The 21549-nt window shown below is 68.5% G+C and carries 20 protein-coding genes; 4 read left to right on the forward strand and 16 right to left on the reverse strand.

Translation table 11 applies throughout. The features are described from left to right. Positions 1-48: 48 nt before the first annotated feature. From nuoN to OG504_RS23390, 14 genes are read right to left on the reverse strand one after another with little or no spacing between them, the layout of a single operon-like run. On the reverse strand, positions 49-1707 hold the full coding sequence (gene nuoN / locus OG504_RS23325) for an NADH-quinone oxidoreductase subunit NuoN (RefSeq protein ID WP_405991555.1): 1659 nt from the start codon (positions 1705-1707) through the stop codon (positions 49-51). Further along, positions 1704-3275 (reverse strand): NADH-quinone oxidoreductase subunit M, encoded by a 1572-nt coding sequence (locus OG504_RS23330; protein ID WP_405991556.1) that lies wholly within the window; start codon positions 3273-3275, stop codon positions 1704-1706. The genes nuoN and OG504_RS23330 overlap by 4 nt, the downstream gene beginning before the upstream one ends. Positions 3276-3280: 5 nt before the next feature. Beyond that, positions 3281-5176 carry an NADH-quinone oxidoreductase subunit L gene (gene nuoL / locus OG504_RS23335; protein ID WP_405991557.1) on the reverse strand — a complete coding sequence of 632 codons (1896 nt, stop codon included), beginning with the start codon at positions 5174-5176 and terminating at the stop codon, positions 3281-3283. Positions 5177-5190: 14 nt separating this feature from the next. Further along, positions 5191-5490, reverse strand: coding sequence for an NADH-quinone oxidoreductase subunit NuoK (gene nuoK, locus OG504_RS23340; protein ID WP_016437642.1), 300 nt, complete (start codon positions 5488-5490; stop codon positions 5191-5193). After that, positions 5487-6332, reverse strand: coding sequence for an NADH-quinone oxidoreductase subunit J (locus OG504_RS23345; RefSeq protein ID WP_405991558.1), 846 nt, complete (start codon positions 6330-6332; stop codon positions 5487-5489). The genes nuoK and OG504_RS23345 overlap by 4 nt, the downstream gene beginning before the upstream one ends. Then, positions 6329-6940, reverse strand: coding sequence for an NADH-quinone oxidoreductase subunit NuoI (gene nuoI / locus OG504_RS23350; RefSeq protein ID WP_405991559.1), 612 nt, complete (start codon positions 6938-6940; stop codon positions 6329-6331). The genes OG504_RS23345 and nuoI overlap by 4 nt, the downstream gene beginning before the upstream one ends. Further along, the gene (nuoH, locus tag OG504_RS23355) at positions 6933-8309 is read right to left on the reverse strand and encodes an NADH-quinone oxidoreductase subunit NuoH (protein ID WP_405991560.1); all 1377 of its coding nucleotides are present in this window, start codon (positions 8307-8309) and stop codon (positions 6933-6935) included. Before nuoH ends, nuoI begins: the two co-directional genes overlap by 8 nt. Further along, positions 8306-10810 carry an NADH-quinone oxidoreductase subunit G gene (locus OG504_RS23360; RefSeq protein ID WP_405991561.1) on the reverse strand — a complete coding sequence of 835 codons (2505 nt, stop codon included), beginning with the start codon at positions 10808-10810 and terminating at the stop codon, positions 8306-8308. Before OG504_RS23360 ends, nuoH begins: the two co-directional genes overlap by 4 nt. Continuing rightward, a complete protein-coding gene (gene nuoF / locus OG504_RS23365; RefSeq protein ID WP_405842988.1) occupies positions 10807-12153 on the reverse strand; it encodes an NADH-quinone oxidoreductase subunit NuoF in 1347 nt (448 codons plus the stop codon). Before nuoF ends, OG504_RS23360 begins: the two co-directional genes overlap by 4 nt. After that, positions 12153-13007 carry an NADH-quinone oxidoreductase subunit NuoE gene (gene nuoE, locus OG504_RS23370; RefSeq protein ID WP_405991562.1) on the reverse strand — a complete coding sequence of 285 codons (855 nt, stop codon included), beginning with the start codon at positions 13005-13007 and terminating at the stop codon, positions 12153-12155. The genes nuoF and nuoE overlap by 1 nt, the downstream gene beginning before the upstream one ends. Next, on the reverse strand, positions 13004-14341 hold the full coding sequence (locus OG504_RS23375) for an NADH-quinone oxidoreductase subunit D (protein ID WP_318018119.1): 1338 nt from the start codon (positions 14339-14341) through the stop codon (positions 13004-13006). The genes nuoE and OG504_RS23375 overlap by 4 nt, the downstream gene beginning before the upstream one ends. Beyond that, positions 14338-15078, reverse strand: a complete 741-nt coding sequence (locus OG504_RS23380) for an NADH-quinone oxidoreductase subunit C (protein ID WP_405991563.1) — start codon at positions 15076-15078, stop codon at positions 14338-14340. Before OG504_RS23380 ends, OG504_RS23375 begins: the two co-directional genes overlap by 4 nt. Continuing rightward, positions 15075-15629 carry an NADH-quinone oxidoreductase subunit B family protein gene (locus OG504_RS23385; RefSeq protein WP_023547484.1) on the reverse strand — a complete coding sequence of 185 codons (555 nt, stop codon included), beginning with the start codon at positions 15627-15629 and terminating at the stop codon, positions 15075-15077. The genes OG504_RS23380 and OG504_RS23385 overlap by 4 nt, the downstream gene beginning before the upstream one ends. Before the next feature lie 13 nt (positions 15630-15642). Then, on the reverse strand, positions 15643-16002 hold the full coding sequence (locus OG504_RS23390; RefSeq protein WP_007383963.1) for an NADH-quinone oxidoreductase subunit A: 360 nt from the start codon (positions 16000-16002) through the stop codon (positions 15643-15645). Between the two features lie 745 nt (positions 16003-16747). On the opposite strand from OG504_RS23390, the gene OG504_RS23395 reads away from it, so the two are divergent. Together OG504_RS23395 and def are read left to right on the forward strand one after the other, a co-directional pair. Beyond that, entirely contained in the window at positions 16748-17563 is an 816-nt protein-coding gene (locus tag OG504_RS23395; RefSeq protein ID WP_405991564.1) for a C40 family peptidase, read from the forward strand. A 188-nt stretch (positions 17564-17751) separates the two neighbouring features. Further along, entirely contained in the window at positions 17752-18381 is a 630-nt protein-coding gene (gene def, locus OG504_RS23400) for a peptide deformylase (RefSeq protein ID WP_405991565.1), read from the forward strand. Positions 18382-18429: 48 nt separating this feature from the next. Here the strand turns inward: def and OG504_RS23405 are convergent, their stop codons facing one another. Beyond that, positions 18430-19713, reverse strand: a complete 1284-nt coding sequence (locus tag OG504_RS23405) for a geranylgeranyl reductase family protein (RefSeq protein ID WP_019061216.1) — start codon at positions 19711-19713, stop codon at positions 18430-18432. A gap of 97 nt (positions 19714-19810) precedes the next feature. On the opposite strand from OG504_RS23405, the gene OG504_RS23410 reads away from it, so the two are divergent. Together OG504_RS23410 and OG504_RS23415 are read left to right on the forward strand one after the other, a co-directional pair. Next, positions 19811-20317 carry a GNAT family N-acetyltransferase gene (locus tag OG504_RS23410; RefSeq protein ID WP_405991566.1) on the forward strand — a complete coding sequence of 169 codons (507 nt, stop codon included), beginning with the start codon at positions 19811-19813 and terminating at the stop codon, positions 20315-20317. 120 nt (positions 20318-20437) lie between these two features. Continuing rightward, positions 20438-20752, forward strand: coding sequence for a PASTA domain-containing protein (locus OG504_RS23415; RefSeq protein WP_405991567.1), 315 nt, complete (start codon positions 20438-20440; stop codon positions 20750-20752). Between the two features lie 46 nt (positions 20753-20798). On the opposite strand, the gene OG504_RS23420 is transcribed toward OG504_RS23415, so the two are convergent. After that, a complete protein-coding gene (locus OG504_RS23420) occupies positions 20799-21494 on the reverse strand; it encodes a demethylmenaquinone methyltransferase (protein WP_363099606.1) in 696 nt (231 codons plus the stop codon). Positions 21495-21549: the final 55 nt, after the last annotated feature.

Consider the following 21549-nt stretch of genomic DNA (forward strand, 5'->3'; position numbering starts at 1 on the left):
GCGAAGGCCCCGGCTCCCGCGAAGGGAACCGGGGCCTTCGGCCTGCGTTCAGCGCACGAACACCCCGGCCTGGTTGGCCAGGTCCAGGAAGTACTGCGGGGCCACACCGAGGACGAGCGTGGCCGCCACGGCCACCCCGATCGTCGCCATGGTCAGCAGGGACGGCACCGCGACGGTGGGACCGTCGGGCCGCGGCTCGCTGAAGAACATGAGCACGATCACGCGGATGTAGAAGAACGCCGCGATGGCGGAGGAGAGCACACCGACCACGACCAGCGGCGCCGCGCCGCCGGCCGCCGCCGCCTTGAACACGGCGAACTTCCCGGCGAAGCCGGCCGTCAGCGGAATGCCCGCGAAGGACAGCAGGAACACCGCGAACACGGCCGCGACCAGCGGCGACCTGCGCCCGAGCCCCGCCCACTTGGACAGGTGCGTCGCCTCGCCACCGGCGTCCCGTACGAGGGTGACGACCGCGAACGCGCCGATCGTCACGAACGAGTACGCGCCCAGGTAGAAGAGCACGGACGAGACGCCGTCCCTGGTGGTCGCGATGACACCCGCGAGGATGAAGCCCGCGTGCGCGATCGACGAGTAGGCCAGCAGCCGCTTGATGTCGGTCTGGGTGATCGCGACGATAGCGCCGCCCAGCATCGTGATGATCGCCACGCCCCACATGACGGGCCGCCAGTCCCAGCGCAGGCCCGGCAGCACGACGTAGAGGAGGCGAAGCAGCGCTCCGAAGGCGGCCACCTTGGTCGCCGCCGCCATGAAGCCGGTGACCGGGGTCGGTGCGCCCTGGTAGACGTCGGGCGTCCACATGTGGAACGGGACCGCGCCCACCTTGAACAGCAGCCCCATGACGATCATCGCGCCGCCGATGAGCAGCAGCGCGTCGTTGCCCATGGTGTCGGCGAGGGCCGGGTTGATGTTGGTGATCGAGCCGTCGACGACCTGGGAGATCGTGGAGTACGACATCGAGCCCGCGTAGCCGTAGAGCAGCGCGATGCCGAACAGGGTGAACGCGGAGGCGAAGGCGCCTAGGAGGAAGTACTTGACCGCGGCCTCCTGCGACAGGAGCCGCTTGCGGCGGGCCAGGGCGCACAGGAGGTAGAGCGGGAGCGAGAAGACTTCCAGGGCCACGAACAGGGTCAACAGGTCGTTGGCGGACGGGAAGACGAGCATGCCGGCGACCGCGAAGAGCAGGAGCGGGAAGACCTCCGTGGTGGTGAACCCGGCCTTGACCGCCGCCTTCTCGCTGTCGCTGCCGGGCACGGACGCGCCCTGCGCGGCGAACGAGTCGACGCGGTTGCCGTGTGCCTCGGGGTCGAGTCGGCGTTCCGCGAAGGTGAACAGGCCGACCAGTCCGGACAGCAGGATCACGCCCTGCAGGAACAGGGACGGCCCGTCGACCGCGATCGCGCCCATCGCCGCGATGTGCGCCTTGGTGGTGCCGTACCCCTGGGCCGCGAGCACCACCACTGCCACGAAGCCGAGGATCAGAGCCAGGGCGGACACGAGCACCTGGGTGAGGTAACGGGCTCTGCGCGGGACGAACGCCTCGACCAGCACCCCGATGAGCGCCGCGCCGAGGATGACCAAGGTCGGCGACAATTGCCAGTACTCGATCTTCGGGGCGTCGATCTTCGAGATCGGGTCGGCTGCGGTTGCCGCCGTTGTCCACAGGCTGTGGACGGCTGTTGCGCTCACTTGGCCGCCTCCACCGAGGGCTTGGGATCCTTCTTGTGCACGTCGGACAAGGTCTGCTTGACCGACGGGTTCACGATGTCCGTGACGGGCTTCGGGTAGACGCCCAGGAAGACCAGCAGCACGATCAGCGGGGCGACGACCAGGAGTTCACGCGGTCGCAGGTCCGGCATCGAGGCCACCTCGGGCTTCACCGGGCCGGTCATCGTCCGCTGGTAGAGGACGAGGGTGTACAGCGCGGCGAGGACGATGCCGAAGGTGGCGATGATCCCGATCGCCGGGTAGCGCGAGAACGTGCCGACCAGGACCAGGAACTCACTCACGAAGGGCGCGAGTCCCGGCAGCGACAGCGTGGCCAGACCGCCGATCAGGAAGGTGCCCGCGAGCACCGGGGCGACTTTCTGCACCCCTCCGTAGTCGGCGATCAGACGCGAGCCGCGCCGCGAGATCAGGAACCCGGCGACGAGCATCAACGCGGCCGTGGAAATACCGTGGTTGACCATGTAGAGCGTCGCGCCGGACTGCCCCTGGCTGGTCATCGCGAAGATGCCCAGCACGATGAACCCGAAGTGCGAGATCGACGCGTACGCCACCAGCCGCTTGATGTCCCGCTGCCCGACCGCGAGCAGCGCGCCGTAGATGATGCTGATCACGGCGAGGACGAGGATGACGGGCGTGGCCCACTTGCTGGCGTTCGGGAACAGCTGGAGGCAGAAGCGGAGCATCGCGAAGGTGCCGACCTTGTCGACAACCGCCGTGATCAGTACGGCGACCGGCGCCGTGGCCTCGCCCATCGCGTTGGGCAGCCAGGTGTGCAGCGGCCACAGGGGCGCCTTCACCGCGAAGGCGAAGAAGAAGCCCAGGAACAGCCAGCGTTCGGTGCTGGTCGCCATGTGCAGCGAACCGTTGGCCCGCGCCTGCGCGATCTCCGCGAGCGAGAAGTTCCCGGCCACTACGTAGAGGCCGATCACGGCCGCCAGCATGATGAGCCCGCCGACCAGGTTGTAGAGCAGGAACTTGACCGCCGCGTACGACCGTTGGGTGGCCGCCGCCTCGTCGCCGTGCTCGTGCGCGCTGTCCCCGAAGCCGCCGATGAGGAAGTACATCGGGATCAGCATGGCTTCGAAGAAGATGTAGAAGAGGAAGACGTCGGTGGCCTCGAAGGAGATGATCACCATCGCCTCCACCGCAAGGATGAGAGCGAAGAAGCCCTGGGTGGGCCGCCAGCGCTTGTTGCCCGTCTCCAGGGGGTCGGCGTCGTGCCAACCGGCCAGGATCACGAACGGGATCAGCAGGGCGGTCAGCGCGAGGAGCGCGACCGCGATGCCGTCCACACCCAGCTCGTAGCGGACCCCGAAGTCGGCGATCCAGGCGTGGGACTCGGTGAGTTGGTAGCGGTCGCCGCCCGGATCGAAGCGCACCAGGACGGTGATGCCCAGCGCGAGCGTCGCCAACGAGACCAGCAGCGCCAGCCATTTCGCGGCGGTGCGCTGCGCGGCCGGGACGGCGGCCGTGGCCACCGCCCCGAGGGCCGGGAGCGCCGCCGTCGCTGTCAGGAGGGGAAAGGACATCGGTATCAGACCGCCCTCATCAGCAGGGTCGCGGCGACGAGGATGGCCGCACCGCCGAACATCGAGACCGCGTACGACCGCGCATAGCCGTTCTGCAGCTTGCGCAGCCTTCCGGAGAGGCCGCCCATGGAGGCCGCCGTGCCGTTGACGACGCCGTCGACCAGGGTGTGGTCGACGTAGACCAGGGAGCGGGTGAGGTGTTCGCCGCCGCGCACCAGGACGACGTGGTTGAAGTCGTCCTGGAGGAGGTCGCGGCGGGCGGCCCGGGTGAGCAGCGACCCGCGCGGGGCGACGGCCGGGACCGGCTTGCGGCCGTACTGCGCCCAGGCGATCCCGACGCCGATGACGAGGACCACCATGGTGGCCAGGGTGACCGTCAGGGCGCTGACCGGGGAGTTGCCCTCCTCGTGGCCGGTGATGGGCTCCAGCCAGTGCAGGAAGCGGTCGCCGATGCCGAAGATGCCGCCGGCGAAGACCGATCCGAAGGCCAGCACGATCATCGGGATCGTCATCGTCTTCGGGGACTCGTGCGGGTGCGGCTCGTTGCCGTTCTCGTCGGGCTGCCAGCGCTTCTCACCGAAGAAGGTCATCAGCATCACGCGCGTCATGTAGAACGCCGTGATGGCCGCACCCAGCAGGGCCGCGCCGCCGAGGATCCAGCCCTCGGCGCCGCCCTTCGCGAAGGCCGCCTCGATGATCTTGTCCTTGGAGAAGAAGCCGGACAGGCCCGGGAAGCCGATGATGGCGAGGTAGCCGAGGCCGAAGGTGATGAAGGTGACCGGCATGTACTTCCTGAGGCCGCCGTACTTCCTCATGTCGACCTCGTCGTTCATGCCGTGCATGACCGAACCGGCGCCGAGGAACAGGCCGGCCTTGAAGAAGCCGTGCGTCACCAGGTGCATGATCGCGAAGACGTAGCCGATGGGGCCGAGGCCCGCAGCGAGCACCATGTAGCCGATCTGCGACATGGTCGAGCCGGCGAGGGCCTTCTTGATGTCGTCCTTCGCGCAACCGACGATCGCACCGAAGAGGAGCGTGACGGCGCCGACGACGGTGACGACGAGTTGGGCGTCCGGCGCCGCGTTGAAGATCGCTCCCGAGCGGACGATCAGGTACACGCCCGCGGTGACCATGGTCGCCGCGTGGATGAGGGCCGAGACCGGGGTCGGGCCCTCCATCGCGTCGCCGAGCCAGGACTGCAGCGGCACCTGGGCGGACTTGCCGCAGGCGGCGAGCAGCAGCATCAGGGCGATGCCCGTGAGCTTGCCCTCGGAGGCGTCACCGACGTGGCTGAGGACCGGCCCGAAAGCGAAGGTCCCGAACGTCGTGAACATCAGCATGATGGCGATCGACAGGCCCATGTCGCCGACCCGGTTGACCAGGAAGGCCTTCTTCGCGGCGGTGGCCGCGCTGGGCTTGTGCTGCCAGAAGCCGATCAGCAGGTAGGAGGCGAGACCGACGCCTTCCCAACCGACGTACAGGAGCAGGTAGTTGTCGGCGAGGACCAGGATCAGCATCGCCGCGAGGAACAGGTTCAGGTAGCCGAAGAAGCGGCGGCGGCGCTCGTCGTGCTCCATGTACCCGACCGAGTACAGGTGGATGAGCGAGCCGACACCGGTGATCAGCAGGACGAAGGTCATCGACAGCTGGTCGAGGCGGAAGGTGACGTCCGCCTGGAAGCCCTCGACGGGGACCCAGGTCCACAGGTGCTGCATGAGCGTCCGGTGCTCGGCGTTCTTCCCCAGCAGGTCGGTGAAGAGGACGACACCGATCACGAAGGAGGCGGACGAGAGGATCGTGCCGATCCAGTGGCCGACGGCATCGAGCCGCCGGCCGCCGCACAGCAGGACGACCGCTCCGAGCAGAGGCGCCGCTACCAGCAGCGCAATCAGGTTCTCCACGATTCAGCGACCCCTCAGAGCTTCATCAGGCTGGCGTCGTCGACCGAGGCCGAGTGGCGGGAACGGAACAGTGACACGATGATCGCGAGCCCGACCACGACCTCCGCGGCGGCGACGACCATCGTGAAGAAGGCGATGACCTGACCGTCGAGGTTGCCGTGCATCCGGGAGAAGGTGACGAACGCGAGGTTGCAGGCGTTGAGCATCAGCTCGATGCACATGAACACGACGATCGCGTTCCGCCTGATCAGCACGCCGGTGGCACCGATCGTGAACAACAGGGCGGAGAGATAGAGGTAGTTGACGGGGTTCACTTCGACGCCTCCTCGGTCCGCTTGAGGTTCGCCGGCTCGATCTCGGTGCGCTCCAGGCGCTCCTCGGCGCGCTGCTCCAGGGCCCGCAGGTCGTTGAGCGCCTCGCTGGACACATCGCGGATCTGGCCGCGGTCACGGAGTGTCTTGCTGACCGTGAGCTCGGACGGGGTGCCGTCGGGCAGCAGGCCCGCGATGTCCACCGCGTTGTGCCGGGCGTAGACGCCGGGCGCGGGGAGCGGCGGGAGGTGCTTGCCCTCGCGGACCCGCTGTTCGGACAGCTCGCGCTGGGTCTTGGGCCGCTCGGTGCGTTCGCGGTGGGTGAGCACCATGGCGCCGACGGCGGCCGTGATCAGCAGGGCGCCGGTGATTTCGAAGGCGAACACGTACTTCGTGAAGATGAGGGCGGCCAGACCCTCCACGTTGCCGTTGGCGTTGGCCGTGCTCAGGCCGTCGAACTGCGTGAGCGAGGCGTTGCCGATGCCCGCGAACAGCAGGACGCCGAAGCCGAGCCCACAGAGAAGGGCCAGCCAGCGCTGGCCCTTGATGGTCTCCGTCAGGGAGTCGGCGGCCGTGACGCCGACGAGCATCACCACGAAGAGGAACAGCATCATGATCGCGCCCGTGTAGACGACGATCTGCACGATGCCCAGGAAGTAGGCGCCGTTGGCGAGATAGAAGACCGCCAGGATGATCATGGTCCCGGCGAGGGAGAGCGCGCTGTGCACCGCCCTCCTCATGAGGACGGTGGACAGGGCGCCGATCACCGCGACCGTGCCGAGGACCCAGAACTGGAAGGCCTCGCCGGTGGAGGTGGAGTAGGCGGCGGCGAACTGCGCGCTCATGCCTCCACCCCCTCTTCCTTCTCTTCCTTGGGCTTCTCGCCCTTGGAGACGGCCACTTGGGGCACCGTGCCGGGTGCGGCCTCCGTCACCAGGCCCCGGTAGTAGTCCTGTTCGTCCATCCCCGGGTAGATGGCGTGCGGACTGTCGACCATGGTGTCGTCGAGGCCCGCCAGCAGCTGTTCCTTGGTGTAGATGAGGTTCGCGCGGCTCGTGTCGGCCAGCTCGAACTCGTTGGTCATCGTCAACGCGCGCGTGGGGCACGCCTCGATGCACAGGCCGCACAGGATGCAGCGGGCGTAGTTGATCTGGTAGACGCGGCCGTACCGCTCGCCCGGCGAGTAGCGCTCCTCGTCGGTGTTGTCGGCGCCCTCCACATAGATGGCGTCGGCGGGGCAGGCCCAGGCGCACAGCTCGCAGCCGACGCACTTCTCCAGGCCGTCCGGATGGCGGTTGAGCTGGTGCCGTCCGTGGAACCGGGGGGCTGTGGTCTTCTCCTGCTCCGGGTACTGCTCGGTCAGCCGCTTCTTGAACATGGCCTTGAAGGTCACGCCGAAGCCGGCCACGGGGTTCTGGAAACCGGGTTTGGTCTCCTTGGGCTCCTCAGCCATCGGACGCCTCCTTTCCATCCAGAGATCCGTCACTGCCAGTGTCCGACCCGCCACTGACAATCAACTCCCGCTCGCGGCGCGAGGGGCGTCGAGGCACCGGTGGCAACTCCTGTCCCGGCAGCGGCGGTACGGGGAATCCGCCCGCCATCGCGTCGAACCCGGCGGGTTCCTCGGCCAGTTGCGCGTCGTCCTTGGCCTTCTGGCGGAACATGTCCGCGATGAAGGACAGCAACAGCAGGACGAGCACACCGCCACCGATGTAGAGGGCGATGTCGGCGAAGTCGTAGTTCTCGTTCTTCAGGGTCCGCACGGTCGCGACGAGCATCAGCCAGACCACGGAGACCGGGATGAGGACCTTCCAGCCGAGCTTCATCAACTGGTCGTAGCGCACGCGCGGGAGAGTGCCGCGGAGCCAGATGAAGAAGAACAGCAGCAGCTGGACCTTGATGACGAACCAGAGCATCGGCCACCAGCCGTGGTTCGCGCCCTCCCAGAAGGAGCTGATCGGCCACGGGGCCCGCCAGCCGCCCAGGAAGAGCGTGGTCGACACCGCGGAGACCGTCACCATGTTCACGTACTCGGCGAGCATGAACAGCGCGAACTTGATGGACGAGTACTCGGTGTTGAAGCCGCCGACCAGGTCGCCCTCGGACTCCGGCATGTCGAAGGGGGCGCGGTTGGTCTCGCCGACCATCGTGATGATGTAGATGATGAAGGAGACCGGCAGCAGGATGATGTACCAGCGGTCGTGCTGTTGTTCAACGATCGTCGAGGTCGACATCGACCCGGAGTAGAGGAACACCGAGGCGAACGCGGCGCCCATCGCGATCTCGTAGGAGATCATCTGGGCGCAGGAGCGCAGGCCGCCGAGCAGCGGGTAGGTGGAGCCGGAGCTCCAGCCGGCGAGCACGATGCCGTAGATGCCCACCGAGGCGACCGCGAGGATGTAGAGCATCGCGATCGGCAGGTCGGTGAGCTGCATCGTGGTGCGGTGGCCGAAGATCGAGACCTCGTTGTCGGCGGGCCCGAAGGGGATCACCGCGATCGCCATGAAGGCCGGGATGGCCGCGATGATCGGCGCGAGGACGTAGATCAGCTTGTCCGCGCGCTTGACGATCAGGTCTTCCTTGAGCATCAGCTTCACGCCGTCGGCGAGCGACTGGAGCATGCCCCAGGGGCCGTGCCGGTTGGGGCCGATGCGCAGCTGCATCCAGGCGACGACCTTGCGTTCCCAGACGATCGAGAACAGCACGGTGATCATCAGGAACGCGAAGCAGAACACCGCTTTGACGACGACCAGCCACCAGGGGTCGCGGCCGAACATGGAGAGGTCTTCGGCAGCGAGGTACGGGTACGGGTACGGGCTCATGCCTCCACCTCCTTGGGGGCCTCGCCCGCGAGCGTGGCCGGGCCGATGCGGACGAGTGCGCCGGGCAGCGCCCCGGTGTCGGAGGCGACGCCCCCGCCGATGGAGTTCAGCGGGAGCCAGACCACGCGGTCGGGCATCTCGGTGATCCGCAGCGGGAGTTCGACGGTTCCGGAGGTGCCGGTCACGGCGAGCGCGTCGCCGTCCTTGACGCCCGCCTCGGCGGCCGTGGCGGCCGACACGCGCGCGTGGGCGGCGTGCCGGGTGCCGGCGAGTGCGTCGTCGCCCTCCTGGAGCGCGCCCTGGTCGAGCAGCAACCGGTGCCCGGCGAGCACGGCCTCCCCGGCGGCCGGCCGGGGCAGCACACCCGCGGTCTCCAGCGGATCGCTGGCCCGCGGCCCGTCCCAGGCACCCAGCCGGTCCAACTCCGCGCGCGTGGTGCGCAGATCGGGCAGACCCAGGTGTACGTCCATGGCGTCGGCCAGCATGTGCAGCACGCGCGCGTCGGTCGGGGCGAGGGTGCGGGTCATCTGGTCGGGCTTGAGCGCGGCGTCGAAGAAGCGGACCCGGCCCTCCCAGTTGAGGAAGGCGCCCGCCTTCTCGGCGGCCGCCGCGACCGGGAGGACGACATCCGCGTGTTCGGTGACCTCGCTGGGCCGCAGTTCGAGCGACACCAGGAAGCCGACTTCGTGCAGTGCCGCACGCGCGCGTGCCGGGTCGGACAGGTCGCCCGGCTCCACCCCGGCGACGAGCAGCGCCCGGAGTTCACCACCGGCGGCGGCCTCGACGATCTGGCCGGCGTCGCGGCCGTAGCGGTGCGGGAGTTCGGCGACGCCCCAGGCGACGGCGACCTCCTCACGCGCGCGTGGGTCGGTGGCCGGACGCCCGCCCGGAAGCAGCGACGGCAGCGCACCCGCCTCGATCGCACCCCGTTCCCCGGCCCGGCGCGGAATCCACACCAGCCGGGACCCGGTCGCGAACGCGGCCCGTACGGCGGCGGTGAGGCCCCCGGCGACGGCGGCCAGCCGCTCGCCGACGACGATCACGGCGCCCTCGGTGCGCAGCGCCTCGGAGGCACGGGCTCCGTCGTCCTCAAGGCCGACCCCGCTCGCGAGCGCGTCCAGCCACTCGGTCTCGGTGCCGGGAGCGGCCGGCAGCAGGATGCCGCCCGCCTTCTCCAGACCGCGCGTGGCGTGGGTGGCGAGCGAGAACACCCGCTGCCCGTGCTTGCGCGAGGCCTTGCGCAGCCGCAGGAAGACGCCGGGCGCCTCCTCCTCGGACTCGAACCCGACCAGCAGGACGGCGGGCGCCTTCTCCAGGGAGGTGTACGTGACGCCGTTGCCGTCGAGGTCCCGACCGCGGCCCGCGACCCGGGCGGCCAGGAAGTCGGCCTCCTCGCTGCTGTGCACGCGCGCGCGGAAGTCGATGTCGTTGGTGTCGAGCGCCACGCGCGCGAACTTGCTGTACGCGTAGGCGTCCTCAATGGTGAGGCGGCCGCCGGTCAGCACACCGGTCCGGCCGCGTGCCGCCAACAGGCCCTGGGCGGCGGCCTCCAGGGCCTCCGGCCAGGACGCGGGCTCCAGGACCCCGTCCGCGTTCCGTACGAGGGGCGTCTGCAGCCGGTCGCGCTGCTGCGCGTACCGGAAGGCGAAGCGCCCCTTGTCGCAGACCCACTCCTCGTTGACCTCGGGGTCGACAGCCGCCAGGCGCCGCATGACCTTGCCGCGCCGGTGGTCGGTGCGGGTCGCGCAGCCACCGGAGCAGTGCTCGCACACGGAGGGCGTGGAGACCAGGTCGAAGGGGCGGGAGCGGAATCGGTACGCCGCCGAGGTGAGCGCGCCCACCGGGCAGATCTGGATGGTGTTCCCGGAGAAGTACGACTCGAAGGGGTCGCCCTCACCGGTGCCGATCTGCTGGAGCGCGCCCCGCTCGAGCATCTCGATCATCGGGTCGCCCGCGATCTGGTTGGAGAAGCGGGTGCAGCGCGCGCACAGCACGCACCGCTCGCGGTCCAGGAGGACCTGGGTGGAGATCGGGACGGGCTTCTCGTAGGTCCGCTTCTTGCCCTCGAAGCGGGACTCGGCGTTGCCGTGGGACATCGCCTGGTTCTGCAGGGGGCACTCGCCGCCCTTGTCGCAGACCGGGCAGTCCAGCGGGTGGTTGATGAGCAGCAGCTCCATCACACCGTGCTGGGACTTCTCCGCGACCGGCGAGGTGAGCTGGGTCTTGACGACCATGCCGTCCGTGCACGTGATCGTGCAGGACGCCATCGGCTTGCGCTGGCCCTCGACCTCGACGATGCACTGGCGGCAGGCGCCGACCGGGTCGAGGAGGGGATGGTCGCAGAACCGGGGGACCTCGATGCCGAGTTGCTCGGCGGCGCGGATGACCAGGGTGCCCTTGGGCACGCTGATCTCGGCGCCGTCGATCGTCAGCGAGACGAGATCCTCGGGCGGGACCGCCGCTTCGCCCCCTCCGGAGGGAGCGTTCGTGGTCACCGTCATGCGTTCACCTCCGTGCGGTCGGCCCAGGCCGTGGACTTGGCCGGGTCGAAGGGGCAGCCCCGGCCCGTGATGTGCTGCTCGTACTCCTCGCGGAAGTACTTGAGCGAGGAGAAGATCGGCGAGGCGGCGCCGTCGCCGAGGGCGCAGAAGGACTTGCCGTTGATGTTGTCGGCGATGTCGTTCAGCTTGTCGAGGTCGGACATCGAGCCCTTGCCGGCCTCGATGTCGCGCAGCAACTGCACGAGCCAGTACGTCCCTTCGCGGCACGGTGTGCACTTGCCGCAGGATTCGTGGGCGTAGAACTCGGTCCAGCGGGTGACGGCACGCACGACGCAGGTCGTCTCGTCGAAGCACTGCAGAGCCTTGGTGCCGAGCATGGAACCCGCGGCACCCACGCCTTCGTAATCAAGAGGGACGTCGAGGTGCTCGTCGGTGAACATCGGCGTGGAAGACCCGCCCGGCGTCCAGAACTTGAGGCGGTGCCCGGCCCGCATCCCGCCGCTCATGTCGAGCAGCTGACGGAGGGTGATGCCGAGCGGCGCCTCGTACTGACCGGGACTGGTGACATGGCCGCTGAGCGAGTAGAGCGTGAAGCCCGGGGACTTCTCGCTGCCCATCGACCTGAACCATTCCTTGCCTTTTTGCAGAATGGCGGGAACTGACGCGATCGACTCGACGTTATTCACAACAGTCGGGCACGCATAGAGGCCCGCGACCGCAGGGAAAGGGGGACGGAGCCGCGGTTGACCACGGCGGCCTTCGAGCGAGTCGAGCAGTGCGGTCTCCTCACCGCAGATGTACGCGCCGGCGCCCGCGTGCACGGTGAGCTGGAGGTCGAGTCCGCTGCCCAGGATGTTCTCGCCGAGGTAGCCCGCGTCGTACGCCTCGCGTACGGCCTCGTGCAACCGCCGCAATACGGGGACGACTTCACCACGCAGATAGATGAAGGCATGCGACGACCTGATGGCATAGCACGCGATCACAATGCCCTCGATGAGGCTGTGCGGGTTCGCGAAGAGGAGCGGGATGTCCTTACAGGTCCCGGGCTCCGACTCGTCGGCGTTGACAACTAGATAGTGCGGTTTTCCATCCCCTTGGGGAATGAATTGCCATTTCATTCCGGTGGGGAAGCCGGCGCCACCGCGACCGCGCAGACCGGAGTCCTTCACATACGCGATGAGGTCGTCCGGCGACATGGCGAGCGCCTTGCGGAGCCCCTCGTATCCCTCGTGCCTTCGGTACGTGTCCAGAGTCCAGGACTCGTCCTCGTCCCAGAAGGCCGACAGCACGGGTGCGAGCAGCTTCTCGGGGCTGTGGTCTTTCAGTTCGGGTGCCAAGGTCATCACTCCCCCTCCTCGGCGACAGGCCCCGCCGGGTGGGCAGGGTCGGAGGCCGACGTGTCCTGTGGCGCATCGTGCGAACTGAGGTGCTCGGTCGTCGGCGACTGGTCCTGCGGCACTGCGGAGGAGCCCCGCGGATGGACCACGCGCGCGGGTGCGGTCTCTCCCCTGGCCAGGCGGAGGCCCACCAGCGACGCGGGTCCCGCACCGCCGCTCGCCTCGACGGCCCCTGGCCGCTCGTCGGGGAAGCCGGCGAGGATCCGCGCGGTCTCCTTGAAGGTGCACATCGGCGCCCCGCGCGTGGGCTCCACCGGAGCGCCCGTGCGCAGGTCGTCGACGAGGCGGCGGGCGCTGGCCGGGGTCTGGTTGTCGAAGAACTCCCAGTTGACCATCACCACCGGCGCGAAGTCGCAGGCCGCGTTGCACTCGATGTGCTCCAGGGTGACCTTGCCGTCGTCGGTGGTCTCACCGTTGCCGACGCCCAGGTGCTCCTGGAGCGACTCGAAGATCGCGTCGCCGCCCATCACCGCACACAGGGTGTTGGTGCAGACCCCGACCTGGTAGTCACCGCTCGGTCGACGCCGGTACATGGAGTAGAAGGTCGCCACGGCGGCGACCTCGGCCGTCGTCAGGTCCAGCAGGGTCGCGCAGAACTGCTGCCCTGTGCGCGTGACATGACCCTCCTCCGCCTGCACGAGATGCAGCAACGGCAGGAGGGCCGAGCGGGAGTCCGGGTAGCGGGCGATGATCTCCCGCCCGTCGGCCTCCAGCCGGGCCCGGACGTCGTCCGGGTAGGCGGGCGCGGGCAGTTGGGGCATGCCCAGACTGACGCCCTGCTCCGAAGAACTGGTGGTCACCGGTCGACGCCTCCCATCACGGGGTCGATGGACGCGACGGCGACGATGACGTCGGCGACCTGGCCGCCCTCGCACATCGCCGCCATGGCCTGAAGGTTGGTGAAGGACGGGTCCCTGAAGTGGACCCGGTAGGGGCGGGTGCCTCCGTCGGACACGGCGTGCACCCCGAGTTCGCCCTTGGGCGACTCGACCGCCGCGTACGCCTGTCCCGGCGGCACGCGGAAGCCTTCGGTCACCAGCTTGAAGTGGTGGATCAGGGCCTCCATGGAGGTGCCCATGATCTGCTTGATGTGGTCGAGCGAGTTACCCAACCCGTCCGGCCCGAGCGCGAGTTGGGCAGGCCAGGCGATCTTCTTGTCGGCGACCATGACCGGGCCGGGCTGCAGCCGGTCCAGACACTGCTCGACGATCCGGAGCGACTGGCGCATCTCCTCGAGACGGATGAGGAAGCGGCCGTAGGAGTCGCAGGTGTCGGCGGTCGGGATGTCGAAGTCGTACGTCTCGTAGTCGCAGTACGGCTGCGCCTTGCGCAGGTCGTGCGGCAGGCCGGTGGAGCGCAGGATCGGGCCGGTGGCGCCGAGGGCCATGCAGCCGGCCAGGTCGAGGTAACCGACGTCCTGCATACGGGCCTTGAAGATGGGGTTCCCGGTGGCGAGCTTGTCGTACTCCGGGAGGTTCTTCTTCATCTTCTTCACGAACTCGCGGATCTGGTCCACCGCGCCGGGCGGCAGGTCCTGGGCGAGTCCGCCGGGGCGGATGTACGCGTGGTTCATCCGCAGGCCCGTGATGAGCTCGTAGATGTCGAGAATCATTTCACGATCGCGGAATCCGTAGATCATGATCGTGGTGGCGCCGAGTTCCATCCCGCCGGTGGCGATGCACACCAGGTGGGAGGACATCCGGTTCAGCTCCATCAGGAGCACCCGGATGATCTTCGCCCGCTCGGTGATCTGGTCCTCGACGCCGAGGAGTTTCTCGACGGCGAGACAGTAGGCGGTCTCGTTGAAGAAGGACGTCAGATAGTCCATGCGCGTCACGAACGTGGTGCCCTGCGTCCACGTGCGGTACTCGAGGTTCTTCTCGATCCCGGTGTGCAGGTAGCCGATGCCGCAGCGGGCCTCGGTGACCGTCTCGCCGTCGATCTCCAGGATCAGCCGGAGCACACCGTGCGTGGAGGGGTGCTGGGGCCCCATGTTGACGACGATGCGCTCGTCGTCGGCCTTCGCCGCGGACTGGACGACCTCGTCCCAGTCGCCACCGGTGACCGTATATACGGTGCCCTCGGTGGTCTCGCGCGCGGAAGCGGCGGAGGCGGATGCTGACTGCGTGCTCACGAGTACGACCTCCGCTGGTCCGGAGCCGGGATCTGGGCGCCCTTGTACTCGACGGCGATGCCGCCGAGGGGGTAGTCCTTGCGCTGCGGGTGGCCCTGCCAGTCGTCCGGCATCATGATCCGCGTCAGGGCCGGGTGACCGTCGAAGACGATCCCGAAGAAGTCGTACGTCTCGCGCTCGTGCCAGTCGTTGGTCGGATAGACCGGGACCAGGGACGGGATGTGCGGATCACTGTCCGGGGCGCTGACTTCGAGGCGGATCAGCCGGTTGTGGGTGATCGAGCGCAGGTGGTAGACGGCGTGCAGCTCGCGGCCCTTGTCGTGCAGGTAGTGGACCGCGCTGACGCCGGTGCAGAGTTCGAAGCGCAGGGCCGGGTCGTCGCGCAGGGTCTGGGCGACGCGGACCAGGTGCTCGCGTTCGATGTGGAAGGTGAGTTCGTCGCGGTCGACGATCGTCTTCTCGATCGCGTTGCCGGGCAGCAGGCCCTGTTCCTCCAGGGCGCCCTCCAACTCGTCGGCGACCTCGTCGAACCAGCCGCCGTAGGGCCGGCTCGCCTCGCCCGGCAGGCGGACCGAGCGGACCAGGCCGCCGTAACCGGAGGTGTCGCCGCCGTTGTCGGCGCCGAACATGCCGCGCTGGACGCGGATCTCCTCGCCCTCGCCGCGCGGGCCGGGGAGGTTGGAGGCGCCCGGATCCTGCTCCGGGTCGGCTCCGTTGGTGCCGTTCGCGTCACTCACCGCAGCAGGCCCTTCATCTCGATGGTGGGCAGTGCCTTGAGCGCCGCCTCCTCCGCCTCACGGGCCGCCTCCTCGGCGTTCACGCCGAGCTTGGAGGTCTGGATCTTGTGGTGGAGCTTGAGGATCGCGTCCATCAGCATCTCGGGCCGTGGCGGACAGCCCGGGAGGTAGATGTCGACCGGGACGATGTGGTCGACGCCTTGCACGATCGCGTAGTTGTTGAACATGCCGCCCGACGAGGCGCAAACGCCCATGGAGATAACCCACTTGGGGTTCGGCATCTGGTCATAGACCTGCCGCAGCACCGGCGCCATCTTCTGGCTGACCCGGCCCGCGACGATCATCAGGTCCGCCTGGCGGGGAGATCCGCGGAAGACCTCCATGCCGAAGCGCGCGAGGTCGTAGCGTCCGGCGCCGGTCGTCATCATCTCGATGGCGCAGCAGGCGAGGCCGAACGTGGCAGGGAAGACGGACGCCTTGCGCACCCAGCCCGCGGCCTGCTCGACGGTCGTCAGCAGGAAACCGCTCGGCAGCTTTTCTTCGAGTCCCATGGTCTAAGGCCCCTCAGTCCCATTCCAGGCCGCCGCGCCGCCATACGTACGCGTACGCGACGAAGACGGTGAGCACGAAGAGCAGCATCTCCACGAGCCCGAAAACACCCAGGGCGTCGAAGGTGACGGCCCAGGGGTAGAGGAAGACGATCTCGATGTCGAAGACGATGAAGAGCATCGCCGTCAGGTAGTACTTGATGGGGAAGCGCCCGCCGCCGGCCGGCGTGGGGGTCGGCTCGATGCCGCACTCGTACGCTTCGAGCTTGGCCCGGTTGTACCGCTTCGGACCGATCAGCGTGGCCATGACCACGGAGAAGATCGCAAAGCCTGCCCCGAGGGCTCCCAGTACGAGGATGGGCGCATACGCGTTCACCGCTCCTCGCTCCTCTCAGTCGGCACTGACTGCTGGCGATGGCATCGGGTCCGCTTCCGGCTCACGCGCCGCTCAAACCCCGTTCGTCCCAACGAAGATCGAGAACATGTGAAGCAGGTCACAAGCCCAACTGCCCCGCATCTTATGCCCGGCGCTCTGTGATCTGCGACACGGGGTATTACACAAGCTTTGTGATCTCCACCACCCGACGAAGGATCATCGCGCCGGACGGGCGGCGATCTTCGCACGCGAAGCGCCCGAGCGGTCACCAGAGGTGACATTTCCGCTCGTCATCGCAGCCCGAGGGCGGCGTCTCAATATCAAGAGGCTTCCCTTGCATGCAAATTGGAGTTGGACGGGGCGGCTTGATAGTGGAGGCCCGTTCACACATCAGAGGGACGCGCGCGGCACGGCGTGGACGCGTGCACACGTTCACGAAGTCACCCGCTCGCGGTACCCACGCAGGACGCACGCATTCCGGTAACCGTTCCGTGACCTCCGCCACACTCATGAGAGGCGCATGAGAACGGGGCTTGGCCACCTGTCCCAACAGATGGTAGGCAGCGGGCAATTCGGGCTTACCGACGAAAGACCGTGATCACGGGCCTGATCACACAGGTCCGCAATGTCCGTTACGGCGTCAATAAGGAACGACACACCCGGTGTTGACGGCGCCCATTGAACAATTGTGGCGCAGCACACGTTTCTTGAAGGTATGGAGGAGCCCCTGATACCGGTTGGTCTCATGTCCCACACCGCTCACATACGCAGCCACCGGAAACCCCGCCGCAGCGCGACGACGAACATCGCCGTGCGGGCCGGAGTTGCCGGTGGCGTTCTCAGCATGGCGGCGGCTGGTGCAGCCTCGGCCAATGCCGCCGAGACGACGCAGACCCTGCAACTGCCCACCCTGACCGCCGATCTGTCCGCACAGGTCGCCCAGTCCGCCGAGGCCACGCAGCAGGCCGCAGCGAACTACCAGCTGCAGGCCGAGCGTGACACGGCCGCCGCAAACGCCGCGAAGCAGGCGAAGGCGGACCTCGCGGACGCCAAGAAGAAGGCGGAGGCAAAGAAGAAGGCCCAGGAAGCCGCTCGCAAGGCCGCTGCGGCCCAGGCGGCCTCGCGCAGCTCCGAGCGGACCACCCTGTCCGCTTCGACGTCCACAAGCGCCTCCACGAGCACCAGCACGAGCGGATCGACGGCCACCGGGTCGGCCGCCACCATCGTGTCCTTCGTGAAGGCCCAGATCGGCAAGTCCTATGTCCTGGGCGCCACCGGCCCCAGCGCGTACGACTGCTCCGGACTCGTCGGAGCAGCCTTCAAGCAGGTCGGCATCAGCCTGCCGCGTGTCTCCCAGGACCAGTCGACCGCGGGTACTCAGGTGTCCCTGAGCAACCTTCAGGCCGGCGACATCCTGTACTGGGGCAGCGCGGGCAGTGCCTACCACGTGGCGGTGTACGTGGGCGACGGCATGTTCGTCGGCGCGCAGAACCCCTCCACCGGCATCGTGGAGCGGCCGCTGTCGTACGACATGCCGACCGGTGCGGTGCGGGTGCTCTGAACCCGCGTACGACGCCGTGAGCATGGGGCCGCTGCCGCTCGGGGGCAGCGGTCCCCTCGGCGTACCCTCCGGTCGCCCCGGGCCCACGGGGCGTTCCCACTACCGGAGTTCGCGGCTCTCCTGAAAGGCTCTCTTCTCAAGGTTCGGCTAACCAGACAGCCGGACGCCAAACATGAGGAGAGCAAGCCATGCCACGTGTCTTCGTCCAGGGCAGCCCCGTCGACTCCTATCCCCGGCCCGCGCCCGAGGCCCGGCGCGGTTCCGTGCGCCGCGTCACCGAGGTCGGCGAAGAGGTCCTGCACCGCCCGTGCCGGGACGTGACCGAGTTCGGGCCCGACCTCGCCGCGCTCATCGACGACATGTTCCTCACCATGTACGTCGCCGACGGAGCCGGCCTCGCGGCCAACCAAGTGGGCGTGGATCTGCGCCTGTTCGTGTACGACTGCCTCGACGACGACGGTGTCCGGCATGTCGGACACGTCGTCAATCCTGTCCTCGACCCGCTCGACCCGGCCGGGCGCCGACTGCTCGACGAGGGCGAGGGCTGCCTGTCGGTGCCGGGCGCCATGATGGACGTACCGCGTCCGGACCGGGCCGTGGTGCGCGGGCTCGACAAGGACGGCAACGCGCTTGTGATCGAGGGCACGGGGTACTTCGCGCGCTGCCTCGCCCACGAGACCGATCACGTCAACGGTCAAGTGTACCTGGACCGGCTCTCCAAGCGGGACCGCAAGGAGGCGCTGCGGCAGGTGGCGGACCGGCGTGACGAGGTGTTCGCCCGCCGGGCCGCCAAGACGAAGGCCCTGACCGCCTCCTAGCCGCGCCCAAAGCCGAAGCCGAAGCCGAAACCAGCCCTACGGCTACTGCTACGCCTTCGGCGCCACCTTGCTCAGCCCGTTGATGATGCGGTCCATCGCGTCGCCGCCCGTGGGGTCGGTGAGGTTGGCCAGCATCTTCAGGGTGAACTTCATCAGCAGCGGGTGCGTCAGGCCGCGCTGGGCCGCGATCTTCATGACCTTCGGGTTGCCGATGAGCTTCACGAAGGCGCGGCCCAGCGTGTAGTAGCCGCCGTAGGTGTCCTTGAGGACCTGCGGGTAGCGCTGCAGGGCGAGTTCACGGCTCGCGGGGGTCGGGCGGGCGTGGGCCTGGACGATGACGTCGGCGGCGATCTGGCCGGACTCCATGGCGTAGGCGATGCCCTCGCCGTTGAAGGGGTTCACCAGGCCGCCGGCGTCGCCGACCAACAACAACCCCTTCGTGTAGTGGGGTTGCCGGTTGAAGGCCATCGGGAGGGCGGCGCCGCGGATCGGGCCGGTCATGTTTTCGGGGGTGTAGCCCCAGTCCTCGGGCATGGACGCGCACCAGGCCTTCAGGACCTCCCGCCAGTCCAACTCCTTGAAGGAATCGGAGGTGTTGAGGACACCGAGGCCGACGTTCGAGGTGCCGTCGCCCATGCCGAAGATCCAGCCGTAGCCGGGCAGCAGGCGGTCCTCGGCGCCGCGGCGGTCCCACAGTTCCAGCCAGGACTCCAGGTAGTCGTCCTCGTGGCGGGGCGAGGTGAAGTAGGTCCGGACGGCCACGCCCATCGGGCGGTCCTCGCGGCGGTGCAGGCCCATCGCGAGGGAGAGGCGGGTGGAGTTGCCGTCGGCGGCGACCACCAGGGGCGCGTGGAAGGTGACTTCGCGTTTCTCCTCGCCGAGCTTGGCGTTGACGCCGGTGATCCGGCCGGTGCGCTCGTCGACGATCGGGGCGCCGACGTTGCAGCGCTCGTAGAGACGGGCGCCCGCCTTCTGGGCGTTGTGGGCGAGCTGTTCGTCGAAGTCGTCGCGCTTGCGGACGAGGCCGTAGTCCGGGAAGGAGGCGAGTTCCGGCCAGTCCAGCTGGAGGCGGACGCCGCCGCCGATGATGCGCAGGCCCTTGTTGCGCAGCCAGCCGGCCTCCTCTGAGATGTCGATGCCCATGGCCACGAGCTGCTTGGTGGCGCGCGGGGTGAGTCCGTCGCCGCACACCTTCTCGCGCGGGAACTCGGTCTTCTCCAGCAGGAGTACGTCGAGTCCGGACTTGGCGAGGTGATAGGCGGTGGCGGAGCCGGCTGGCCCCGCGCCGACGACGATCACGTCGGCGGTGTTTTCGGAGAGGGGCTCGGTCACGGCGGGATCTCCCCAAGTTCGAAATCTGCGTGCCGACCGGCACTGGACATGGGCAGTCTATTCAGCGCCACTGATCACCAGGCTGAAGGGCTGCCCCGTGAACCGAGCTCTCCCCGCAGTACGGCTGCGTGTCCCGACCGACGAGGACGCAGTGGCCTGGCACCGGGCCTTCGCGCACCCGGACGTCATGGAGTTCCACGGCGGGAAGGCCGCGGAGCTGTCCGTCTACGAGGAGCTCACCGCCCGCCAGCGCCGGCACGACGCGGAGCGCGGTTTCTGCCTGTGGACGATGCTCGACGCCGAGGACCGGGTCATCGGCTTCACCGGCGCCCAGCCCTGGCCGCAGGACTGGGGACCGAAGGGTGAGATCGAGATCGGCTGGCGGCTGGGGCGGGAGTTCTGGGGCCAGGGGTACGCCACGGCGGCCGCGGAGACGACCCTGGAGCGGGTGCGGGCGGCCGGGGTGCCGAGCGTGGTGGCGATGGTCCTGGCCCGCAACACCCGGTCCATCGCGGTGACGCAGCGGCTGGGCATGCACCTCGCCGAGGTCTTCACCACGCCCTCGCGCGAGGAGACGGGCCACTGCTACCGGCTCGAACTGTAACCCAGAGTAACCATCCGCTACAGAACGACACTTGACGCTTCCGGTCGGGACCGGACCGGGGTTACCCTTCCGGTACCGCTGGGGGTGACATCTGTGCGCATAACACCCAAAACACCCGAAGTGCGCGTGCCACGGCTCGTCGGCCTGATGGCCGTGGACGCGCGCGAGACGGCCCAGTCGCGCGGGCTGTTCATCAACTCGCCGGACCGGCCCGACTTCCATCTCGCCGTCGTCGACTACATCGTCCGGCAGTACCCGCAGCCCGACGCCGAGGTACCGCGGGACTCCGTCGTCTACGTCTGGTTCGACTTCGGCGAGGGAGACGGCGGGGGCGGTATGCGCGAGCCGCGCATCCCCCGGCCGCCGAGCGGCGGAATGCAGCGCGAGCTGGACGAGCCGCCGGGCGACGCGTTCTTCGAGTCGGTGATCAGGTGAGAGGGGTCGGGCAGAGAAGCTCGGGCACCCGCCCCCGAAGCCGCACTCAGGCCTGCTTGAAACCCCGGTGCAGGGCCACGATCCCGCCGCTCAGGTTGCGATAGGCGACCTTCGACCAGCCGGCCTTGCGCAGCCGCTCCGCCAGTGCGGGCTGGTCGGGCCAGGCGCGGATGGACTCGGCGAGGTAGACGTACGCGTCCGGGTTCGAGGAGACGGTCCGGGCGACCGGCGGCAGCGCGCGCATCAGGTACTCGGTGTAGACCGTGCGGAAGGGCGCCCAGGTCGGGTGCGAGAACTCGCAGATCACCACCCGGCCGCCGGGCTTGGTCACCCGGTACAGCTCGCGCAGCGCGGTGTCCGTGTCCTGCACGTTGCGCAGCCCGAAGGAGATGGTCACGGCGTCGAACGTGTCGTCCTTGAACGGCAGCTTCGTCGCGTCGCCGGCCGTGAGCGGCAGCCAGGGGTGGCGCTTCTTGCCGACCTGGAGCATGCCGAGGGAGAAGTCGCAGGGCACGACGTAGGCGCCGCTGCGGGCGAAGGGGAGGGACGAGGTCGCCGTACCGGCGGCGAGGTCCAGGATCTTCTGCGCGGGGCGGGCGTCGACCGCCTTCGTGACCTCCTTGCGCCATCGACGGTCCTGGCCGAGCGACAGCACGTCGTTGGTCAGGTCGTACCGTTCCGCCACGTCGTCGAACATCGAGGCGACTTCGTGCGGCTGCTTGTCCAGGGATGCGCGGGTCACGGGCCCATTGTGACAGTACGGGCCGGGCATCCCGAAGGCGCCCGGCCCGCACTCA

The sequence above is a fragment of the Streptomyces sp. NBC_00986 genome, from assembly GCF_045162565.1.
Lineage (GTDB): Bacteria > Actinomycetota > Actinomycetes > Streptomycetales > Streptomycetaceae > Streptomyces.